Here is a 16,983-nt window from a genome sequence, read left to right on the forward strand (position 1 = left end):
ACTCCCCTCCGTGGCCCGGAGGCCACGACCCAACTCGACGACTCGCCCTTTTCGACGCGACGCTTCGGCGTGCGGTTCCCATCGTGGCAGGCCGACGAGCCGCCTGACGGCGGTTCCGGCCTGGTCCTTGCAGGTGTAAACGCCGGTGCGCGGACTCCGGCCCTACTGCGGCGGCGGACCGGTCGGCGGCTGGGGCGGCTGGTGACCGTGGGGAGGGTTCTGGCCGTGCGGCGGCTGACCCGGGTACGGGCCGCCCTGCGGCGGCCGGCCCGGGAACTGCTGCTGACCCGGGAACTGCTGACCGGGGTGCGGCTGACCGGGATACGGTTGGCCGGGGTGCGGTTGACCGGGGTACGGCTGGCCCGGATAGGGCTGACCGGGGTGTTGACCCGGGTAGGGGTGAGGGGCCTGCTTGCTGCCGCTCTTCTTCACCAACACCACGATCCCCACGATGATGCCGATCAACACCACCGCGATGATCGCCATCTCGACGAAACCGATGCTGCCCATCCCCGGACCCCCGAACGACTCGTGTCAGTGCACCGAGGAAACCACACCAGCCAGCCGCTGTGCCGCGGACTCCGCCAGCTCGTGCGTGGCCGCCTCGACCATGACCCGCACCAGCTGCTCGGTGCCCGACGGTCGCAGCAGCACCCGGCCGGTGTCGCCCAGCTCGGCCGACACGGCGGCGACCGCCTCGTTGACCGCCGCGTCCTTCGCCACCGCCGCCTTGTCGCCGACGACCACGTTGATCAGCACCTGCGGCAGCCGGTGCATCACGCCCGCCAGCTCGGCCAGCGGCTTGCCGGTCTCCGCCATCCGCGCCATCAGGCGCAACGCGGTCAGCAGGCCGTCACCGGTGGTGGCGTGCGCCGGGAGGATCACGTGCCCGGACTGCTCGCCGCCCAGCGCGAACCCGCCCGCGCGCAGCTCCTCCAGCACGTAGCGGTCGCCCACGGCGGTGGTCTTGAGGTCGATGCCGTGCTCGCGCATCGCCAGGTGCAGGCCGAGGTTGCTCATCACGGTGGCGACCAGCGTGTTGTCGGTCAGCTCGCCGGCTTCCTGCATGCCCAGCGCCAGCACCGCCATGACCTGGTCGCCGTCGAGGTCGTTGCCGTCGGCGTCGACGGCGACGCAGCGGTCCGCGTCACCGTCGTGGGCGATGCCCAGGTCGGCGCCGTGCTCGACCACCGCGGCACGCAGCAGGCCGACGTGGTTGGAGCCGCAGCCGTCGTTGATGTTCAGCCCGTCGGGCGCGGTGTGGATCTCGACCACCTCGGCGCCCGCACGGCGGTAGGCGTCCGGCGCGGCCACGGACGCGGCGCCGTTCGCGCAGTCCACCACGACCTTCAGGCCGTCCAGGCGGTGCGGCGTCACCTTCAGCAGGTGCTGCACGTACTGGCCCTCGGCGTCCTCGATGTCGCGGACGCGGCCGATGCCCGCACCGGTCGGGCGGTGGTCGCGGTCGCCCAGCTTCTGCTCGATCTCGTCCTCGACCGCGTCGGGGAGCTTGTGCCCGCCCGCGGCGAACAGCTTGAGGCCGTTGTCGGGCATCGGGTTGTGCGAGGCGGAGATCATCACGCCGACGTCCGCGCCCAGCGCCGACACCAGGTAGGCGACCGCCGGGGTGGGCAGCACGCCCGCCCGCAGCACGTCCGCGCCCGCCGATGTGAGGCCGGCCACCACGGCCGCCTCCAACATCTCGCCGCTGGCCCGCGGGTCGCGGCCGACCACCGCCACCGGGCGGTGCGAGCGGTCGTGCTCGGCCAGCACGCGTGCCGCCGACGCGGCGATGGACAGCGCGAGTTCCGGGGTCAGGTCCGCGTTGGCGAGACCGCGTACGCCGTCGGTGCCGAACAGCCGAGCCATGATCGCCGTGACCTCCATGTGCACACACAACCGGGGAGAAAGCACTGCGGGAGCAGCAGTTCGACGAAGAACTGACTGCTCCCGCAGGATGGTGCTCGCTTGACCTGGAAAGGTCAGCGCTTGCTGTACTGAGGCGCCTTGCGGGCCTTCTTCAGACCGTACTTCTTCCGCTCCTTGACCCGGGGGTCACGGGTGAGGAAGCCGGCCTTCTTCAGCACCGGGCGGTCCTCGGAGTCGACCGCGATCAACGCACGCGCGATCGCGAGGCGCAGCGCACCGGCCTGGCCGGTGGTGCCGCCGCCACGCAGGGTCGCGATGACGTCGAACGTCTCCGGCTTCTCCGTCGTCACCAGGGGCTCACGGATGAGCTGCTGGTGCACCTTGTTCGGGAAGTAGTCGTCCATCGACTTCCCGTTCAGGGTGAACTTGCCGGTGCCGGGGAGGAGCCGCACGCGGACGATGGCCTGCTTGCGCCGGCCGACGGTCTGCGCGAGGTGGTGCGCACCCGCGTTGAGGGTGTGCCGCACGACGGGCGTGGCCTCGACTTCGGCGGTCTCGGCGTCGGTGCCCTCAGCCGCGGGGGCCTCGGTCGCCTCGACCTCGGTGCCGTCGGCCTCCGGGGCGTCGGCCTCGGTGGTCTCGGCTTCGGTGGCCGGAGCCTCGGTGGCCTCGGCCTCGGTGGCGTCCGCCTCGACGGCGTCGAGCTCGGCCTCAGGGGTCGTCACGTCGATGTCCTCGGTCTGCTGCTCGGTCACTGGGCGACCTTCTTGATCTCGAACGGCTGCGGCTGCTGCGCAGCGTGCGGGTGGTTCGGGCCCGTGTAGACCTTGAGCTTGCCCGCGATCGCGCGGCCGAGGCGGTTCTTGGGCAGCATGCCCTTGATCGCCTTCTCGACCAGCCGGTCGGCGCGGGTGTCGAGCACCTCGCCGAACGAGCGCTGGCTCAGGCCGCCCGGAAAACCGGAGTGCCGGTACACGAACTCCTGATCACGCTTCTTGCCGGTCAACGCCACCTTGTCCGCGTTGATGACGATGACGAAGTCACCGGTGTCAACGTGTGGGGCGTAAGTCGGCTTGTGCTTGCCGCGCAGCAGCGTCGCGGCCTGGGTGGCGAGCCGACCGAGCACCACGTCCTGGGCGTCGATCACGTGCCAGGTTCGGGTCACCTCGCCGGGCTTCGGGCTGTACGTGCGCACGGGTCTACCTCGTCGTCACTTGCGTCTGGGGTCATTGCGGCGGCTGCTCAGGCCAGAGACCCCAGGTGGGCAGAGGACCAGAACACGAGGCACGCGTAGAGCGCACCAGTTACCGCACAACAACGTAGGAAGATACCGGTTGGGGTGGACGTGGGTCAAAACGACCCCCCTCCACCCCTCCCGACCCGGCTCGAACGCCCCTGGCGAACCGGGCCGGAACACGCCCGCGGGCCCCGGATCCACCAGGATCCCGGGGCCCGCGATGGGTCGCGAGGCAGATCAGCCCCAGCGGCCCTCGTTCTTGCGCTCGGCGGCCTGGTAGGCCTCGGTCGCGGAGGCGACGGCGGAACCGATCTGGGCCAGCACCTGCTGGAGGCCGGCGGCGGCCTGGTCCCAGCGGTTCTGCGCGTCCTGGTAGGCGGCCGAAGCGCCACCTTCCCACTGCGCGATGACGGGCTGGAGGCGGCTCTTCAGGTTGTCCAGCTCGGAATCGACCTTGCCGGCCTGGCCGGTGATGTCGCCCGCCGCGCTGCTCAGGGCGCTGAAATCGACCTTGATGTCCATGGTCTCCCCTTGGAAGTGAAGTCAGAAAAAGAGCGGAAAAAGGTGCTTGTTGGCAGAACGTTCAGACGAATGCGTCTGGTCACATGCCGAGACGGCTGGTGATGTTCGACATCTCCGCCGCCTGCTCCTCTTCCTGCGCGAGGTAGGTGGCCGCGCCCTGGTCCATCTGCTCGGCGATGTCCATGAGGGCCTTCTGCAGCTTGTCGGCGTCCTCGCGGAAGCGCTCCATCAGCTTCGCGAACGCCTCGGCCGCGCCACCCTTCCAGGCGGGGGCCAGACCGTCGATCGTGCTCCCGAGCTGGCCCAGGATGCCCTGGATGCCCTCGTTGGTGCTGACGATGTCCTTGGCGGCACCGATCAGTTCGGGATGTCCGGTGGAGTAACCAGCCATTGGGTGAGCCCCCTAGGTCGATGAGATCAGGCGTTCTTGCTTCGTACGCCTCTTACGACGCAGACCTTGCCATGACCGGTTCCACGCTGTCGCGACTTCTTGGGAAGTCGTTGCGGTTGTAAACGCACCGGGTGGCGGATGGCGCTCAGTAGAGGATTCGCGCTTGCGAAAAGTCCTCGTCATCGCCCCTGTCGGGCGGCAGTTGCCCACTCGGACCCGCAACCGCGCGGGAACCGAGCACCGGGCGCGGCGGAACTGAATTTGCATTCGCGTCCGTTTGCTCTCGCGATTTCTCCGGGGTGAGCAGTTCCGCGCCCGAAGGCAACTGCTCCACGGGCAGGCCGCGGTGGTGGCGGAAACCGGTGGCGACCCGTTGAACGTCCGGTGAAGTCGGCGCGTGCCGGTCCGGCTGGACCTGCCTGGCCTTCGCCCGGTCGGCCAACTCCCGGTTCCGGTCGCGCTGGGCCGCGGCCTTCGCGCCCGCGGCCGCCGCCGCGCGCCGTCCCCTGGTCACCGCCGCGTCGAGGTCGGCGCGGAACCGGGCGAACGCCTCCGGAGTGCCGGTCATCACATTCCCCACAAGGTCAGCTGGTCACGGTCAGCGTGCGGACGACCTGCTCGCACGCGGGGCGGACCCGGTCGCGCCCGTCCTGCGCGTACTGGCACCCGACGCTGACCTGGACGTCGTCCTGGAACAGCACGTACCAGTCGATGGTGGCCGAGTCCGTCGCCTCCCGGTAGTAAACGACATCCTTGGTGGCGAAGTCGGCGGAAGCGTCGAAGTCGGACACGTTGGCGCGCTGGTCGTACTGGCCGCGCAGCTCGGTCTCGGCCCGCGCCCGGTCCTCGGTGGCGTTGTAGTTGAGCAACCGCTCCTCCACCGCGATGACGTCCAGGTTGGACTCCGGCGACTCGGGCTTGAGCAGCACCCGGCGGGCCTCGACCTGGCCGCCGGTCTGCTGCCACCCGGTCGGCGCGACGAAGCGGTAGTCGTACTGCGCGACGATCTTGCCCTCGGCCTCGCCGGACGTGGTGGTGGCGGACGCGCTGGGCGTGGTCGCCCCGCCCTTCGTGCCGCCGTTGCGGCTCAGCGCGTACGCCACGGAACCGCCGACGACGGCGACCACCGCGACGACCGCGACCACGAGCAGCGGCACCCGGCTGCGGCGCGGCGGTGGCGGCGCGGGCACGGGCGAGGGGAAGAACGACGGCTGCGCGAACCCGCCCGGCGGCGAGGGCGGCGGGGTGATCCGCCGGGTGATCTTGCGGGTCTGGTCGTCGGTGATCTTCCGGGTGACCTCGCCCTGGCCCGCCGGCAGCGCGCCGGTGCGCAACGGGTCCACGCTCACCGCCCGCAGCGCGCCGCGGGCCACCACGGTCTCCGGCTGGTCGATGCTCGTGGGCACCACGCCGGACTGCTCCAGCACCAGGCGCGCCACCAGCGGGATCCGGCTCGACCCGCCCACCAGGAACACCCCCGCGAGCCCGCGCGGGTCGAGCCCGGCGTCCCGCACCGCGGTCACCAGCAGCGCGGCGGCGCGGTTGAGCGGCGTGCTGATCAGCCGTTCCAGGTCGGTGCGGGTGACGTGGGCGTCGGGGAACGGCGGCGGCATCGGCACGTCGGTGTAGGCGTGCCGGGACAGCGTCTCCTTCGCACCGCGCACGTCCTGGCGCAGCACCCGGCGCTTGCGGCGGTCGGACAGCTCCCGGCCCTCCACGAGCTGCCGCCACGCCTGCGGGTCGCCGGGCGAGACGAGCGAGCCGACGTGCTCCAGCAGCGCCTGGTCGACGTCCGCGCCGCCGAAGGCCGGGTCGCCCTTGGTGGCCAGCACGCGGAACGTGCCGCCCTGGCGGGCCACCACGCTGGCGTCGACCGTGCCGCCGCCGAGGTCGAGCACGGCCAGCGCCGCGCCGTCGGGGATGGCGTGGGTCGCCGAGTGGAACACCGCGGCCGCGACCGGCTCGGGCACCAGGCGGAGCTCCTGGCCGAGCCCGCGGGCGGCCTGGAGCAGCACCCTGGTGCGGATCGCACCCCAGTCGGCCGGGTGGGTGAGCACGAGCAGGTCGACCCGCGCGCCGCCCGCCACGTGGCGCGCCTCGTCGACGGCCCTGGTCAGCACGGCCCGCACGACGTCGACCACCGGCAGCACGCTGGCGCCGAGCAGCAACTCGCCCTCGTCGACGCGGCGCTTGGGGTGCGGCTCGTAGCGGGACGGGTCCACCGCCGCCTGGCGTTCGGCCTCCTGCCCGACGAACAGGGTGCCGTCCGCCGCGGCGAACACCGCGGAGGGCACGATCGGCTGGCCGTCGACCACGACGACCTGCGGTTCCCGGCCGTGCAGCGACATGGCGACGCAGGTGCTGGACGTGCCGAAGTCCACCGCCACGTGCAAGCTCATCCGTCATCCCCTCGTCGGCCGGGGCGGGCCTGCATATGCATACCTCACGACACCGACGGTTCGTCGGCTGGTCTTGAGATCGCCTCCTGCGCCCGGTCGAAGGCCTTCCGCATCCGCTCGACCGCCTCCGCCGCCCCGACGTCGTGGTACCGGCGCAGCGCGGGCTCCAGCACCCGCAACGCCTCTCCCGGCCGACCGAGGCCGAGCCAGGCCTCGGCGATCGAGGCGACCGCGTCCGGCGCGCCGATGCTCTCACCGACCTCGACGAAGATCCGGTAGGCGCGTTCGGCCAGGGGCAGCGCGTCGGCGGCGCGGCCGACGGTGAGCCGCACCCTGGCGGCCAGGCTCGACACGTACCCGACCGCGCGCATGTCGTCCACGCCCCGCAGCAGTTCGATGGCCCGGTCGGACGTCTCGACCGCGCGGTCGAGGTCGTCGTTGTCCATGGCGTACCGGGCGATCCGGTACAGCACGCCCACCGCGGGCAGCGGGTCCTCGAACGCGCGGGTCAGCTCCAGCGTCTCGGCGAAGTGGGGCAACGACTCGGCGTACCGGCCGGACGCGGCGAGCATCGAGGCGTACTCGCGCAGCACCGAGCAGTAGACGTTGTGCACGCCGCTGCGCTCGGCCACCTCGGCCGCCCGGCGGGCGAGGTCGATGTCGGGGGTCCCGCTGTGCAGGTAGCCGTAGTGGACGACCGCCGCCAGCGCGATGGCTTCGCCGGACAGGTCGCCGATGGCCCGGAAGCCCTCGGCGCACGCCGCGATGTCGGCCAGCAACGACTCGTCCAAAGCCCGCTTCACCCGTTGGGTCGACTCGCCCAGCGCCATCCGCCACCGCAGCCGGTCCGCACCCGCCTCGGCCGCGGTGTCGCCGACCAACCGGTAGAGCTCGATCACCCGGTCGAGGGGGATGTAGACGTCGAGGTGCGTCATCGTCCGCTCGATCAGGGCGACGGCGAGCGCGACCCAACCGCGGTGGGCGGCGATCTCCACCGCCTGGGCCAGGTGCACCTGCTCGGCCAGGAACCAGCTCGTGCCGTCCGCGGTCAGCCGCACCACCTCCGCGGCGGGCAGCAGCCGGGACGGCTCGATCGGGTCCGGCGGCAGCTCGTCCACCACGGACGGCAGGCGGTGCGACGCGGCGTCGGCCAGGGTCAGCAACGCCTCGACGTAGCAGCGCAGGGCCTCGTCGATGCACTCGACCTCCTCCGCGCGGGCCAGTTCGGCGGCGTAGACGGCGAGGATGTCGTGCAGCCGGTACCGCGGCTCGCCGGTCGCGTCGCGGCCGACGTCCTCCAGCAGGTTGGCCTCGACCAGCTGCTCGACCGCGTGCTCGGGGTCGTCGAGCCCGGTCAGCCCCCGGGCCACCCAGGACGCCACGTCGGACGCGCCGAGCAGCCCCAGCCTGCGGAACGCCAGCGCCGCGTCCGGCGGCAACGCCTCGTAGCTCAGCTCCAGGCTGGCCCGGACCTCCATGTCGCTGGTGGCCAGCTCGTCCAGCCTGCGGCGTTCGTCGGCGAGCCGGACGGCCAGCTTCGCCAGCGGCAACGACTGCCGCGCGGCCAGCCGGGCGCCCACGATGCGCAGCGCCAGCGGCAGGCCGCCGCACGCCTCCACGATCGCCGCGGCGGCCTCCGCCTCGTCGGCGACCCGGCGTTCGCCGATCATCCGGGCCAGCAGGTCCAGGCCGGACGGCGCGGCCAGCGGCGGCACCCGCAGGCTCCGCACGCCGGGCAGGCCGCCGAGCTGGTGCCTGCTGCTGATCAGCACGGCGCTGCTGGCGGTGCCCGGCAGGAGGTGCCGCACCTGGTCCACGCCCGCGGCGTCGTCCAGCACCAGCAGCACCGCGCGGTCGGCGAGGTGGGACCGGAACGCGGCGGCACGCGCCTCCAACCGGTCGGGCACCGCCGACGGGCTCACGCCGACCGCCGTCAGCAGCTCGGCCAGCACCTCGGCCGGGTCGCGCGGCGCGTTGCCCGCGCCGTCGAGGCGGACGAACAGCTGGCCGTCCGGGAAGCTGGCCCGCAGGGCGTGCGCGATCCGGATCGTCAGGGTGCTCTTGCCGGTGCCCGGCGCGCCGGTGATCGCGAGCACCGGCACGGCCGTCCCGGTCGGGTCCGAGGTGAGCAGCGCCGACGCTTCCGCGTAGAGGTCGTCGCGGCCGATGAAGTCCGCCGTGTCGGGCGGGAGCTGGCACAGGGCGGTCCACGGGGTGAGCGCGGGCGCGGGCTCGGCGTCACCGACCAGGACGGTGCGGTGCACAGCGCGCAGGTACTCGCTCGGGTCCACGCCGAGCTCGTCGGCCAGCAGCTCGCGCACCGCGCGGAACGCGGCCAGCGCCTCGGCCTGCTGGTCGCTGCCGTGCAGGGCGAGCATCAACTGGCCCCAGAACCGCTCCCGCAGCGGGTGCGCCCTGGTCAACGAGCGCAGCTCGGGCACGAGGTCGCCGGCGCGGCCCGCCGCGAGGTCGGCCTCGATCCGGCGTTCCAGGACGACCAACCGCTCCTCCAGCAGCGGTTCGACCTCCTCCGCGTGCAGCACGTCCGACCGCACGTCCGACAGCGGCGCGCCCCGCCACAGCGCCAGCGCCTCGGCGTACTCGCGGTTCGCCGCGAGCTCGCGGAACCGGTGCAGGTCCAGCGAACCGGGTTCGACCTCGGCGACGTACCCGTTCGTGGTGGTGCGGACCACGTTGGCGTCGCCCAGCGCCTGGCGCAGCCGCCGGACCACCATCTGCAACGTGGCCTTGACCCGGTCCGGGTTCGGCACGCCGCCCTCCCACAGCCGGTCGACCAGCACGTCGACCGACACCGGCTGGTTGGCGTGCATCAGCAGGGTCGCCAGCAGCACCCGCGCCCGTCCGGCCGGGATCGGGACCTGCCCGTCGCCGTGCCACACCTCCAGCGGGCCGAGGACGTTGAACCGCAGCGCCGTCACACCGACCGCCCGCCCCGGTGCCGCGGGACGTGCCGCGGGCCACCGCGCCGACGGCCACCGTGCCGAGCCTGACGAAGGAGCGCCGGTGGCGTGGAACCAGTCGCCATTACCCCTCCCCCCGGACGTGTCAGTTTACGACTTTCGGCGCGGACGCGACTCGGCGCGACCCGGCGGCCCCCGCACGGACGGGGGCAGGTGTACCGGAATTCACCGTTCGGTGTCGCGCCGATTCCGCCCGCACCCGGCATCCGGGTGAGCCGGCCGTGAGCCGAATGTGAGGCGCTTCGCGCACAGTGGACACGTTCACCGCCGCGACCCCAGCGGGCGCGGAGCCGGAGGTCCGATCGAGGGGGGCGCCGGCCCGGGAGCGTGGTGGGCCGTCGGGGGGCGGCTCACCGGCCCGGCCCCACGCCGCGGTGACGACGGACCCGCGGGTGTCCTCAGCTCCTCCCCGTTGAGGGCCCCGCGGTGTCGGCGCCGCACCGCTCGTGGTCGTCCAGCCACGACCGCACCACCCCGGCCAGGTCGCGCTCGTACTCGTCGTAGATCGCCAGCGCCCGCCGCCACGACTCCAGGGCCTCCGCACGGCGGTCCAGGCACAGCAGCACGGTGCCCAGCTCGTCGAACAGGTAGGACTGCCCGAGCGGGTCCGCGAACGCCGTCAGCGCCGAGATCCCCTCGCGCAGCAACGACTCCGCCTCGGTGAACCGCCCCATCGCCCGGCACGCGGCCGCGGTGACGCTGGTGGTCCGGGCGGAGTGGTACTCGTCACCCTGGCCCTCGAAGAGCGCGCGCGCCCGGCGGCCGTGCTCCAGCGACTCCTCGTACCGGTAGAGCCGGAGCAGGCCGTAGGCGAGGTTGAAGTGCGCCGCCGCCTGGCGGTGGTGGTCGTCCTGGCCTTGCGCGACGGCCAGCCCGCGCGAGAGGTGCTCGACGGCCTGCTCGTACCGGCCGATCCGGCTGTAGGCGCCGCCGAGGTTCGCCTCGATCACGCCCTCCAGCCGCCGGTCGCCGTCCCGCACCGCGATCGCGAGACCGCGCTGGTAGGCCTCCACCGCCGCGTCGTGCCGGTTGACCTGCGAGTAGATCCAGGCGAGGTGGTTGGTCGCGATGCCGCTCAGGTGGCTCAGGGACGTCTCGCGCACCGAGTCGTGGCCGGTCAGGAAGATCTGCACCAGGTCGTCACCCCTGGGCAGCAGGTCCACGATCCACCACACCGCGTCGCTGATGCGCCAGGCCTGCTCGTGCCACCCGCGCTCGGCCGCGACCCTGGTCACGGCCGCCAGGTTGAGCAGCTCGTACCGCCCCCACTCGCCGGGGTCGGCCACCGGGCCGATGTCGAACTCGGCCGCCTCGGCGGGCAGCGCGGCACCGGCTCGCGGCCGGTAGGACGGCGTCCGCGCGGCGGCGGCCTCGGCCGCGCGGACGTACCACTCCACCAGGGCGCGCAGGGCGCCCGTGCGGTCGTCCTCGGTGTCGGACAACTCCCTGGAGTACGCCCGGAGCAGGTCGTGGAACTCGTACCGGCCGGGCGTGCGGGAGTCGAGCAGGTGGTCGGCGGCCAACCGCTCCAGCTGGCGGCGCGCGGCCGGTCCGGGCACGCCCGCGAGCGCGGCGGCGGCCAACACGCCGATGTCGGGACCGGGGTGCACCGACAGCAGCCGGAACATGCGCGCGACGTCCGGGGTCGACGCGCGGTAGGACCAGAAGAACACCGAGCGCACGTCGGTGTCGTCGCCGTCGTCGGCGCTGAGGTGGTCCAGCCGCGACCGCTCGTCGGCCAGCTCCGCCGCGAACGCGCCCAGCGGCGTGCCCGGGAACCGGGCCACCCGCTCGGCGAAGACCCGCAACGCCAGCGGCAGCCCGGTGCACCGCTCGACGACCTGCCTGCCCGCCACCGGGTCGGCGCTCATCCGGTCACGGCCCAGCACCGAGGACAGCAGCTCGGTCGACTCGGCCGCGGACAGCTCGCGCAGCGCGATCCGGCGCACGCCGTGGTGCGCGGTGAGCCTGCGCAGCTGGTTGCGGCTGGTCACCAGGACGGTGACGGTGGGGGTGCCGGGCAGCAGCGGCAGCACCTGGTCGCTGTCGGCCGCGTTGTCCAGCACGAGCAGCACCCGGCGGCCCGCCAGGGTGGCGCGCAGCAACGCGGTGCGCGCCTCCAGCCCGGACGGCACGTCCTCCGGCCGCACGCCCAGCGACACGAGCAACGCCTCGGCGGCGCCCGCCGGCTCGACCGGACGTCCGGCGGCGTCGAACCCGCGCAGGTTCACGTGCAGGTCGCCGTCGCCGAAGCGGTCGCGCCGCCGGTTCGCCCAGCTCGACGCCAACGCGGTCTTCCCCACACCGCCGGTGCCGTGCAGCAGCACCACCGCGCCCGGCTCGCGCGCGGCTTCGTCCAGCGCGGCCAGTTCCCGTTCCCGGCCGACGAACGGCGACACCGCCGGCGGCACGTGGCGCAGCGCCTGGCGCGGTGGTGCGACCACCGGGCCGCCCGGCACGTCGTCGCGCAGGATCCGGTCGTACAGGTCGGTCAGCGTCGGGCCCGGGTCCACGCCCAGCTCCTCGACCAGCATCGCGCGCACCGCGCGGAACGCCGCCAACGCCGCCGCCTGCTGGTCCGAGCGGTACAGCGCGAGCATCAGCTGACCCCAGAACCGCTCGCGCAACGGGTGCTGCCCGGTCAGCGTCCGCAGCTCGGCCACCAGCTCGCCCGCCCGGCCCGCGTCCAGGTCGGCGTCGATGCGGCGTTCGAGCACCACCAGGTGCTCCTCCAACAGCGGCGCGACCTCCTCCCGGTGCAGGACGTCCGACCGGACGTCCGACAACGGCGCGCCGCGCCACAGTTCCAGCGCCTCGGCGTACTCCCCGGCGGCCGCCAGGTCGCGGAACCGGTGCAGGTCCAGCGCTCGCGGCGGCACGTCCGCCACGTACCCGCCGGTGGCGGTGCGCACCACGTTCGCCGGGCCGAGCGCCTGGCGCAGCCGGGTCACCACCATGTGCAGGGTCGCCCTGGTGCGGGCCGGGTTCAGCGACCCGTCGTCCCAGAGCCGGTCGGCCAGCAGGTCCACCGGCACCACGCGGCCGGCGCGCAGCAGCAGGCAGGCCAGCAGCACCCGCGCCTTGCCGGTCGGCAACGCGACCTGGTCACCGCCGTGCCAGACTTCCAGGGGCCCGAGCACCTTGAACCCAGTCTCCACGCCACCCCCTTGAGTGCGGGGCGAAGCTTAAGCCAGGGCACCGACAACGCCGAGGTCAGCGGGTGTCGAATGAGGACCGTCCACTCGGGTGGGAAACGCGGAAGGCCCCGCCGGAGCGAGGCCTTCCACGTCGCCGTCTGCGGAGCAGCGGCCATCCAACTCAGTCCGGGTCGATCCACGCCAGCTGGATGCGCTGCTGCCCCAGCTTGCGGGTGACCAGCGTGCCCCGGCCCGGAGGCTGCGGCGACGGCTTGAGGTTGCCCACGATCGCGCCCTCCTCCTTCGAACCGGAACCCACCATGATCGGGGCCGAGATCTCCTTCAGCTTGCCCAGGATCGGGTCGTACATCGCGCGCGACGCGCCACCCATGCGGCGCACGGCGACGATGTGCAGACCGACGTCCTTGGCCTGCGGGATGAACTCCGCCAGCGGCGCCAACGGGTTCTGCCCGCCCTGCGGCGCGACCAGGTCGTAGTCGTCCACCACCACGAACAGCTCCGGACCCTTCCACCAGGAGCGGTTCTTCAGCTGCTCCTGCGTGACGTCCGGGCCGGGCAGGCGGTTGACCATCGAGCCGCGGACGTCCTTGATCATGTCCGTGAGCTGCGCCGACGACACCGCGTAGGACAGCAGGTGGTCGGTGTCGATGAAGCCCAGCATGGTGCGCCGGTAGTCGACCAGCATGATCAGCGCCTCGGACGAGGTGTAGCTGGTCATGATGCCGCGCACGACGGCGCGCAGCAGGTTGGTCTTGCCCGACTCGCCGTCGGCCAGCGCCATGAAGTGCGGGTCGGCGTCGAAGTCCAGGTACACCGGCGCCAACTCGTCCTCGTTGACACCGATCGGCACCAGGTGGCCGCGGTTGGGCCGCTGCTGCTGCACCTGCGCCATGAACTCCTGGTACGGCAGCAGGTCGGGCAGCAGGCGGACCTGCGGCGCGTGCCTGCCCCGCCAGGCGGCGCGGACCTTGGCGATCATGTCCTGCACGCCCGCCGCCACGTTCTCCGCGTCCGACGACGCGTCGACGCGCGGCAGCGCGGTCAGGAAGTGCAGCTTCTGCGGCGACAGGCCGCGACCCGGGCGGCCCGCGGGCACGTTGACCGCGACCTTGCGGTCCACCTCGGACTCGCTGACGTCACCGAGGCGCAGCTCGAACCGCGTGCCGAGCAGGTCCTTCATCGCGGGCCGGATCTCCGCCCACCGGTTCGCCGCCACGACCACGTGCACGCCGTAGGACAGACCCTGCGCGGCCAGCGCCTGGACCATCGGCTCCAGCGCCTCGAACTCCTGCCGGAAGTTCATCCAGCCGTCCACGATCAGGAACGCGTCACCGAAGTTGTCGTCGCGGATCTCGCCGCGCCGCCTGCGGTTGCGGAACTCGACCATCGAGTCGATGCCCTGCGCGCGGAACCGCTGCTCGCGCTCGGAGATCAGGCCGGACAGCTCGGCCACCATGCGGCGCGCCTTGTCCACGTCCAACCGGCTGGCGAAACCACCGACGTGCGGCAGGTTCTCCAACGAGGCGAGCGTGCCGCCACCGAGGTCGAGGCAGTAGAACTGCGCTTCCTCGGGGGTGTGCGTCAACGCCATGGACGTGATCAGCGTCCGCAGCATCATCGACTTGCCCGACTGCGGACCGCCGACGATCGCGCCGTGACCGGCCGCACCGGAGAAGTCCGCCCACAGCAGGTCGCGCCGCTGCTCGAACGGCTTGTCCACCACGCCGAGCGGCACCTGGAGCTTGCCGTTGGAGAAGAACCCGGGCGCGGTCAGACCGCGGTCCTCGGTCGCCTGCAACGGCGGCAGCAGCGTGTCCAGCGACGGCGGCTCGTTCAGCGGCGGCAGCCACACCTCGTGCGCGGGCGGGCCCTGGCCCACCAGCCGCTCGACGATGACCTCCAGCTCGGACGGCTCGTTGGAGTCGTCCTCCTTCTTCTCCTGCTTGACCGGCTCGATCGGCCGGACCGGCTCCTTGGGGATCTCGATGTAGTCCGGCACGAAGTAGCGCGGCCGCTTGTCGCTGGTCACCGGCGCGGACGGGCCCGCGACCTGCAAGCCGGCCGGCCGGTACGGGCCGGACACGTACAGCGCCTTGAACCGGGTCAGCGGCGAGCCCTGCACGCCCAGGTACCCCGAACCCGGGATGGGCGGCAGCTCGTAGGCGTCCGGCACGCCGATCGCGGCGCGCGACTCGGCGGCGGAGAAGGTCTTCAGACCGATCCGGTAGGACAGGAACGTGTCCAGACCGCGCAGCTTGCCCTCCTCCAGCCGCTGCGAGGCCAGCAGCATGTGCATCTGCAGCGACCGGCCGACGCGGCCGATCTGGAGGAAGATGTCGATGAAGTCCGGCTTCGCGGTCAGCATCTCGGAGAACTCGTCGATGCAGATGAACAACGCCGGCAGCGGGTCGAGGTCGGCGCCGTTCTCGCGCGCCTTCTCGTAGTCCCACACGTTCTTGTAGTTGCCCTTGGCCAGCACTTCCTGGCGGCGCGACACCTCACCGGCGATCGCGTCCTTCATCCGGTCGACCAGCGTGAGGTCGCCCGCCAGGTTGGTGATCGTCGCGGCGACGTGCGGCGCCTTGTCCAGGCCGAGGAACGTCGCGCCACCCTTGAAGTCGACCAGGATCATGTTGAGCGAGGTCGAGGAGTGCGTGGCCAGCATGCCCAGCACCAGCGTGCGGAGGAACTCCGACTTGCCGGAACCGGTCGCGCCGATGCACAGGCCGTGCGGGCCCATGCCCTCCATGGCCGCTTCCTTGATGTCCAGCTCGACCTGCTGACCGAACTCGCCGATGCCGAACGGCACCCGGTAGCGGTCGCGCACCGGTCGCGGCCGCCACGCCGCCTGCACGTCGAAGGTCATCGGGTCGCCGGGGATGCCCAGGAACTCCAGCAGCGGCGGGTTGTTGCTCATCGACAGCGGGTCCTCGTCGCTGCCGCCCGCGTCCACGCCGCCGATCCGGTACGGCGAGATCCGCCGGGCCAGCGCCTCGGCCTCGACCACGCTCAGCCAGTCCGGGCCGCCGAACCACTCGACGCCGCTGGCGCTGCGCGCGCCGAGCTTGCCGTCCTCGATCACCAGCCGAAGGCCGCGGCGGGCGGTGAGGTTGCCCAGGGACTCGGACAGGTCGAGCAGCGTGACGCCGACCAGGCCCTCCTCCAGGATGATCTGCTCTTCGCGGGTGACGTCGCCGTCGTCGATCAGGATCACCACGTGCGGCTGGTCGGCGGGCGGCGGCGCGTTGCGGGTGAACCGCTGCCGGTCGCGCAACTGCTCGTCCAGCATCTGCTCGACCTCGGCCAGCGAGCCCGCCATCATCCGCATCTGCCCGATGCCGTCGACGATCGCCGGGTGCTGCACGTGCGGCAGCCACTTCATCCACTCCCACTCGGCCTTCGTACGGCCGGTGGTGACGACCGCGATCAGCAGGTCGTCCGGGGAGTGGAAGGTGACCATCTGGGCCAGCAGGGCGCGGGCCAGGCCGCGCTTCTCCTCGATGTCGCCGATCAGGCCGACGGCGGCGAAGCCGCGCAGCGCGATGGAGATCGGCAGGTCGGGCACCAGCGAGTGGGCGCGCACGAACCGGCGCAGCGCCAGCGTCGCGATCGGCTCCAGCTCCTCGACCGGCCCGGTCTGCGGCGGCACCAGCCGGGTGGCCAGCCGCTGCGAGCCGCGGCCCGCGCGCAGGTGGCAGAAGTCCGGGTCGTTCTGCCTGCGCTCCCACATGCGGCGGGTGGTCGCCAGGGACCACAGCATCTGCGGGTCGGGGTGCACCCACTCGCGCTCGGCGCGCTGCTCGTTGGCCGCCTCGCGGGCGCGGTCGCGCATCTGGCCGAGGTACCGCAGGTAGTCCTTGCGGTCCTCGTTCATCTCGGCCTTCTTCTGGCCCTTGCCGCTGCCCATGCCGCCGGCCATCATGCCGATGGTCGAGACCAGCATCATGCCGGGCATGATCATCGCAGCGGGGCTGCGCCCGCTGTAGCTGAACATCAGCACCATCATGCCGACGGACGACACGATCATGACGACGGGCATCGCCTTCATCATGATGTTGCCGGGGATGACCCGCGGCACCTCGGGCGGTGGTTCGAGGTGGACCTCACCGCCCGGTGGGCGGGGAGCGGCGAGGCGTGCCGTGCGCTTGAACTGCAGCGTGCTCACCTGACAGGCACCTCTTCAGCATCGATCCGTAACCGACCACCCCGACTGCGCCCGGGATCCGCACCACCCGGATCCCCGGCCGGGCGCGGGCCCGCCACAGTCGCAACGACACTATGGCGCATCGCAACCCCGCACGACGCGGGGTCGGGGAAATCAGCGGCCAACGTGTTGCGCGGAACAGCCCTGCCACGAGCCCCGCTGCCCCCATACTGGGTCCGTTCCTCCGGGGCGGGCCGAAGCACGCCCGACCGGACCAATAGG

General features: G+C 72.5%; 11 protein-coding genes. All 11 read right to left on the reverse strand.

Going from position 1 to position 16,983, the window contains the following annotated elements:
• Positions 1–162: 162 nt before the first annotated feature.
• The 11 genes from ACYVLT_RS28045 to eccCa all read right to left on the reverse strand — a co-directional run bounded on the left by ACYVLT_RS28045 (position 163) and on the right by eccCa (position 16,722).
• Positions 163–510, reverse strand: coding sequence for a hypothetical protein (locus tag ACYVLT_RS28045; RefSeq protein ID WP_461123210.1), 348 nt, complete (start codon positions 508–510; stop codon positions 163–165).
• A 24-nt stretch (positions 511–534) separates the two neighbouring features.
• Entirely contained in the window at positions 535–1,869 is a 1,335-nt protein-coding gene (gene glmM, locus ACYVLT_RS28050; RefSeq protein WP_461123211.1) for a phosphoglucosamine mutase, read from the reverse strand.
• A 113-nt stretch (positions 1,870–1,982) separates the two neighbouring features.
• Positions 1,983–2,624 (reverse strand): 30S ribosomal protein S9, encoded by a 642-nt coding sequence (gene rpsI, locus ACYVLT_RS28055; RefSeq protein ID WP_461123212.1) that lies wholly within the window; start codon positions 2,622–2,624, stop codon positions 1,983–1,985.
• On the reverse strand, positions 2,621–3,064 hold the full coding sequence (gene rplM, locus ACYVLT_RS28060; protein WP_033436749.1) for a 50S ribosomal protein L13: 444 nt from the start codon (positions 3,062–3,064) through the stop codon (positions 2,621–2,623). Before rplM ends, rpsI begins: the two co-directional genes overlap by 4 nt.
• Positions 3,065–3,343: 279 nt before the next feature.
• Positions 3,344–3,628: a WXG100 family type VII secretion target gene (locus tag ACYVLT_RS28065; RefSeq protein ID WP_461123213.1), complete on the reverse strand. Its 285-nt coding sequence runs from the start codon at positions 3,626–3,628 to the stop codon at positions 3,344–3,346.
• A 79-nt stretch (positions 3,629–3,707) separates the two neighbouring features.
• A complete protein-coding gene (locus ACYVLT_RS28070) occupies positions 3,708–4,019 on the reverse strand; it encodes a WXG100 family type VII secretion target (protein ID WP_360460305.1) in 312 nt (103 codons plus the stop codon).
• Between the two features lie 145 nt (positions 4,020–4,164).
• Positions 4,165–4,587: a hypothetical protein gene (locus tag ACYVLT_RS28075; protein ID WP_461123214.1), complete on the reverse strand. Its 423-nt coding sequence runs from the start codon at positions 4,585–4,587 to the stop codon at positions 4,165–4,167.
• A 16-nt stretch (positions 4,588–4,603) separates the two neighbouring features.
• On the reverse strand, positions 4,604–6,418 hold the full coding sequence (locus ACYVLT_RS28080; RefSeq protein ID WP_461123215.1) for a type VII secretion-associated protein: 1,815 nt from the start codon (positions 6,416–6,418) through the stop codon (positions 4,604–4,606).
• Positions 6,419–6,462: 44 nt separating this feature from the next.
• Positions 6,463–9,357: an AfsR/SARP family transcriptional regulator gene (locus tag ACYVLT_RS28085; RefSeq protein WP_461123216.1), complete on the reverse strand. Its 2,895-nt coding sequence runs from the start codon at positions 9,355–9,357 to the stop codon at positions 6,463–6,465.
• A 440-nt stretch (positions 9,358–9,797) separates the two neighbouring features.
• Positions 9,798–12,557 carry an AfsR/SARP family transcriptional regulator gene (locus tag ACYVLT_RS28090; protein ID WP_461123217.1) on the reverse strand — a complete coding sequence of 920 codons (2,760 nt, stop codon included), beginning with the start codon at positions 12,555–12,557 and terminating at the stop codon, positions 9,798–9,800.
• 160 nt (positions 12,558–12,717) lie between these two features.
• Positions 12,718–16,722, reverse strand: a complete 4,005-nt coding sequence (eccCa, locus tag ACYVLT_RS28095) for a type VII secretion protein EccCa (RefSeq protein ID WP_461123218.1) — start codon at positions 16,720–16,722, stop codon at positions 12,718–12,720.
• Between the last annotated feature and the right edge of the window lie 261 nt (positions 16,723–16,983).

The sequence above is a fragment of the Saccharothrix stipae genome (assembly GCF_054781895.1).

Bases quoted from the DNA above. Each gene is read 5' to 3' on its own strand.
- ACYVLT_RS28045 (WP_461123210.1), bottom strand. From the start codon at position 510: ATGGGCAGCATCGGTTTCGTCGAGATGGCGATCATCGCGGTGGTGTTG.
- glmM (WP_461123211.1), bottom strand. From the start codon at position 1,869: ATGGCTCGGCTGTTCGGCACCGACGGCGTACGCGGTCTCGCCAACGCG.
- ACYVLT_RS28065 (WP_461123213.1), bottom strand. From the start codon at position 3,628: ATGGACATCAAGGTCGATTTCAGCGCCCTGAGCAGCGCGGCGGGCGAC.
- ACYVLT_RS28070 (WP_360460305.1), bottom strand. From the start codon at position 4,019: ATGGCTGGTTACTCCACCGGACATCCCGAACTGATCGGTGCCGCCAAG.
- ACYVLT_RS28075 (WP_461123214.1), bottom strand. From the start codon at position 4,587: ATGACCGGCACTCCGGAGGCGTTCGCCCGGTTCCGCGCCGACCTCGAC.
- ACYVLT_RS28080 (WP_461123215.1), bottom strand. From the start codon at position 6,418: ATGAGCTTGCACGTGGCGGTGGACTTCGGCACGTCCAGCACCTGCGTC.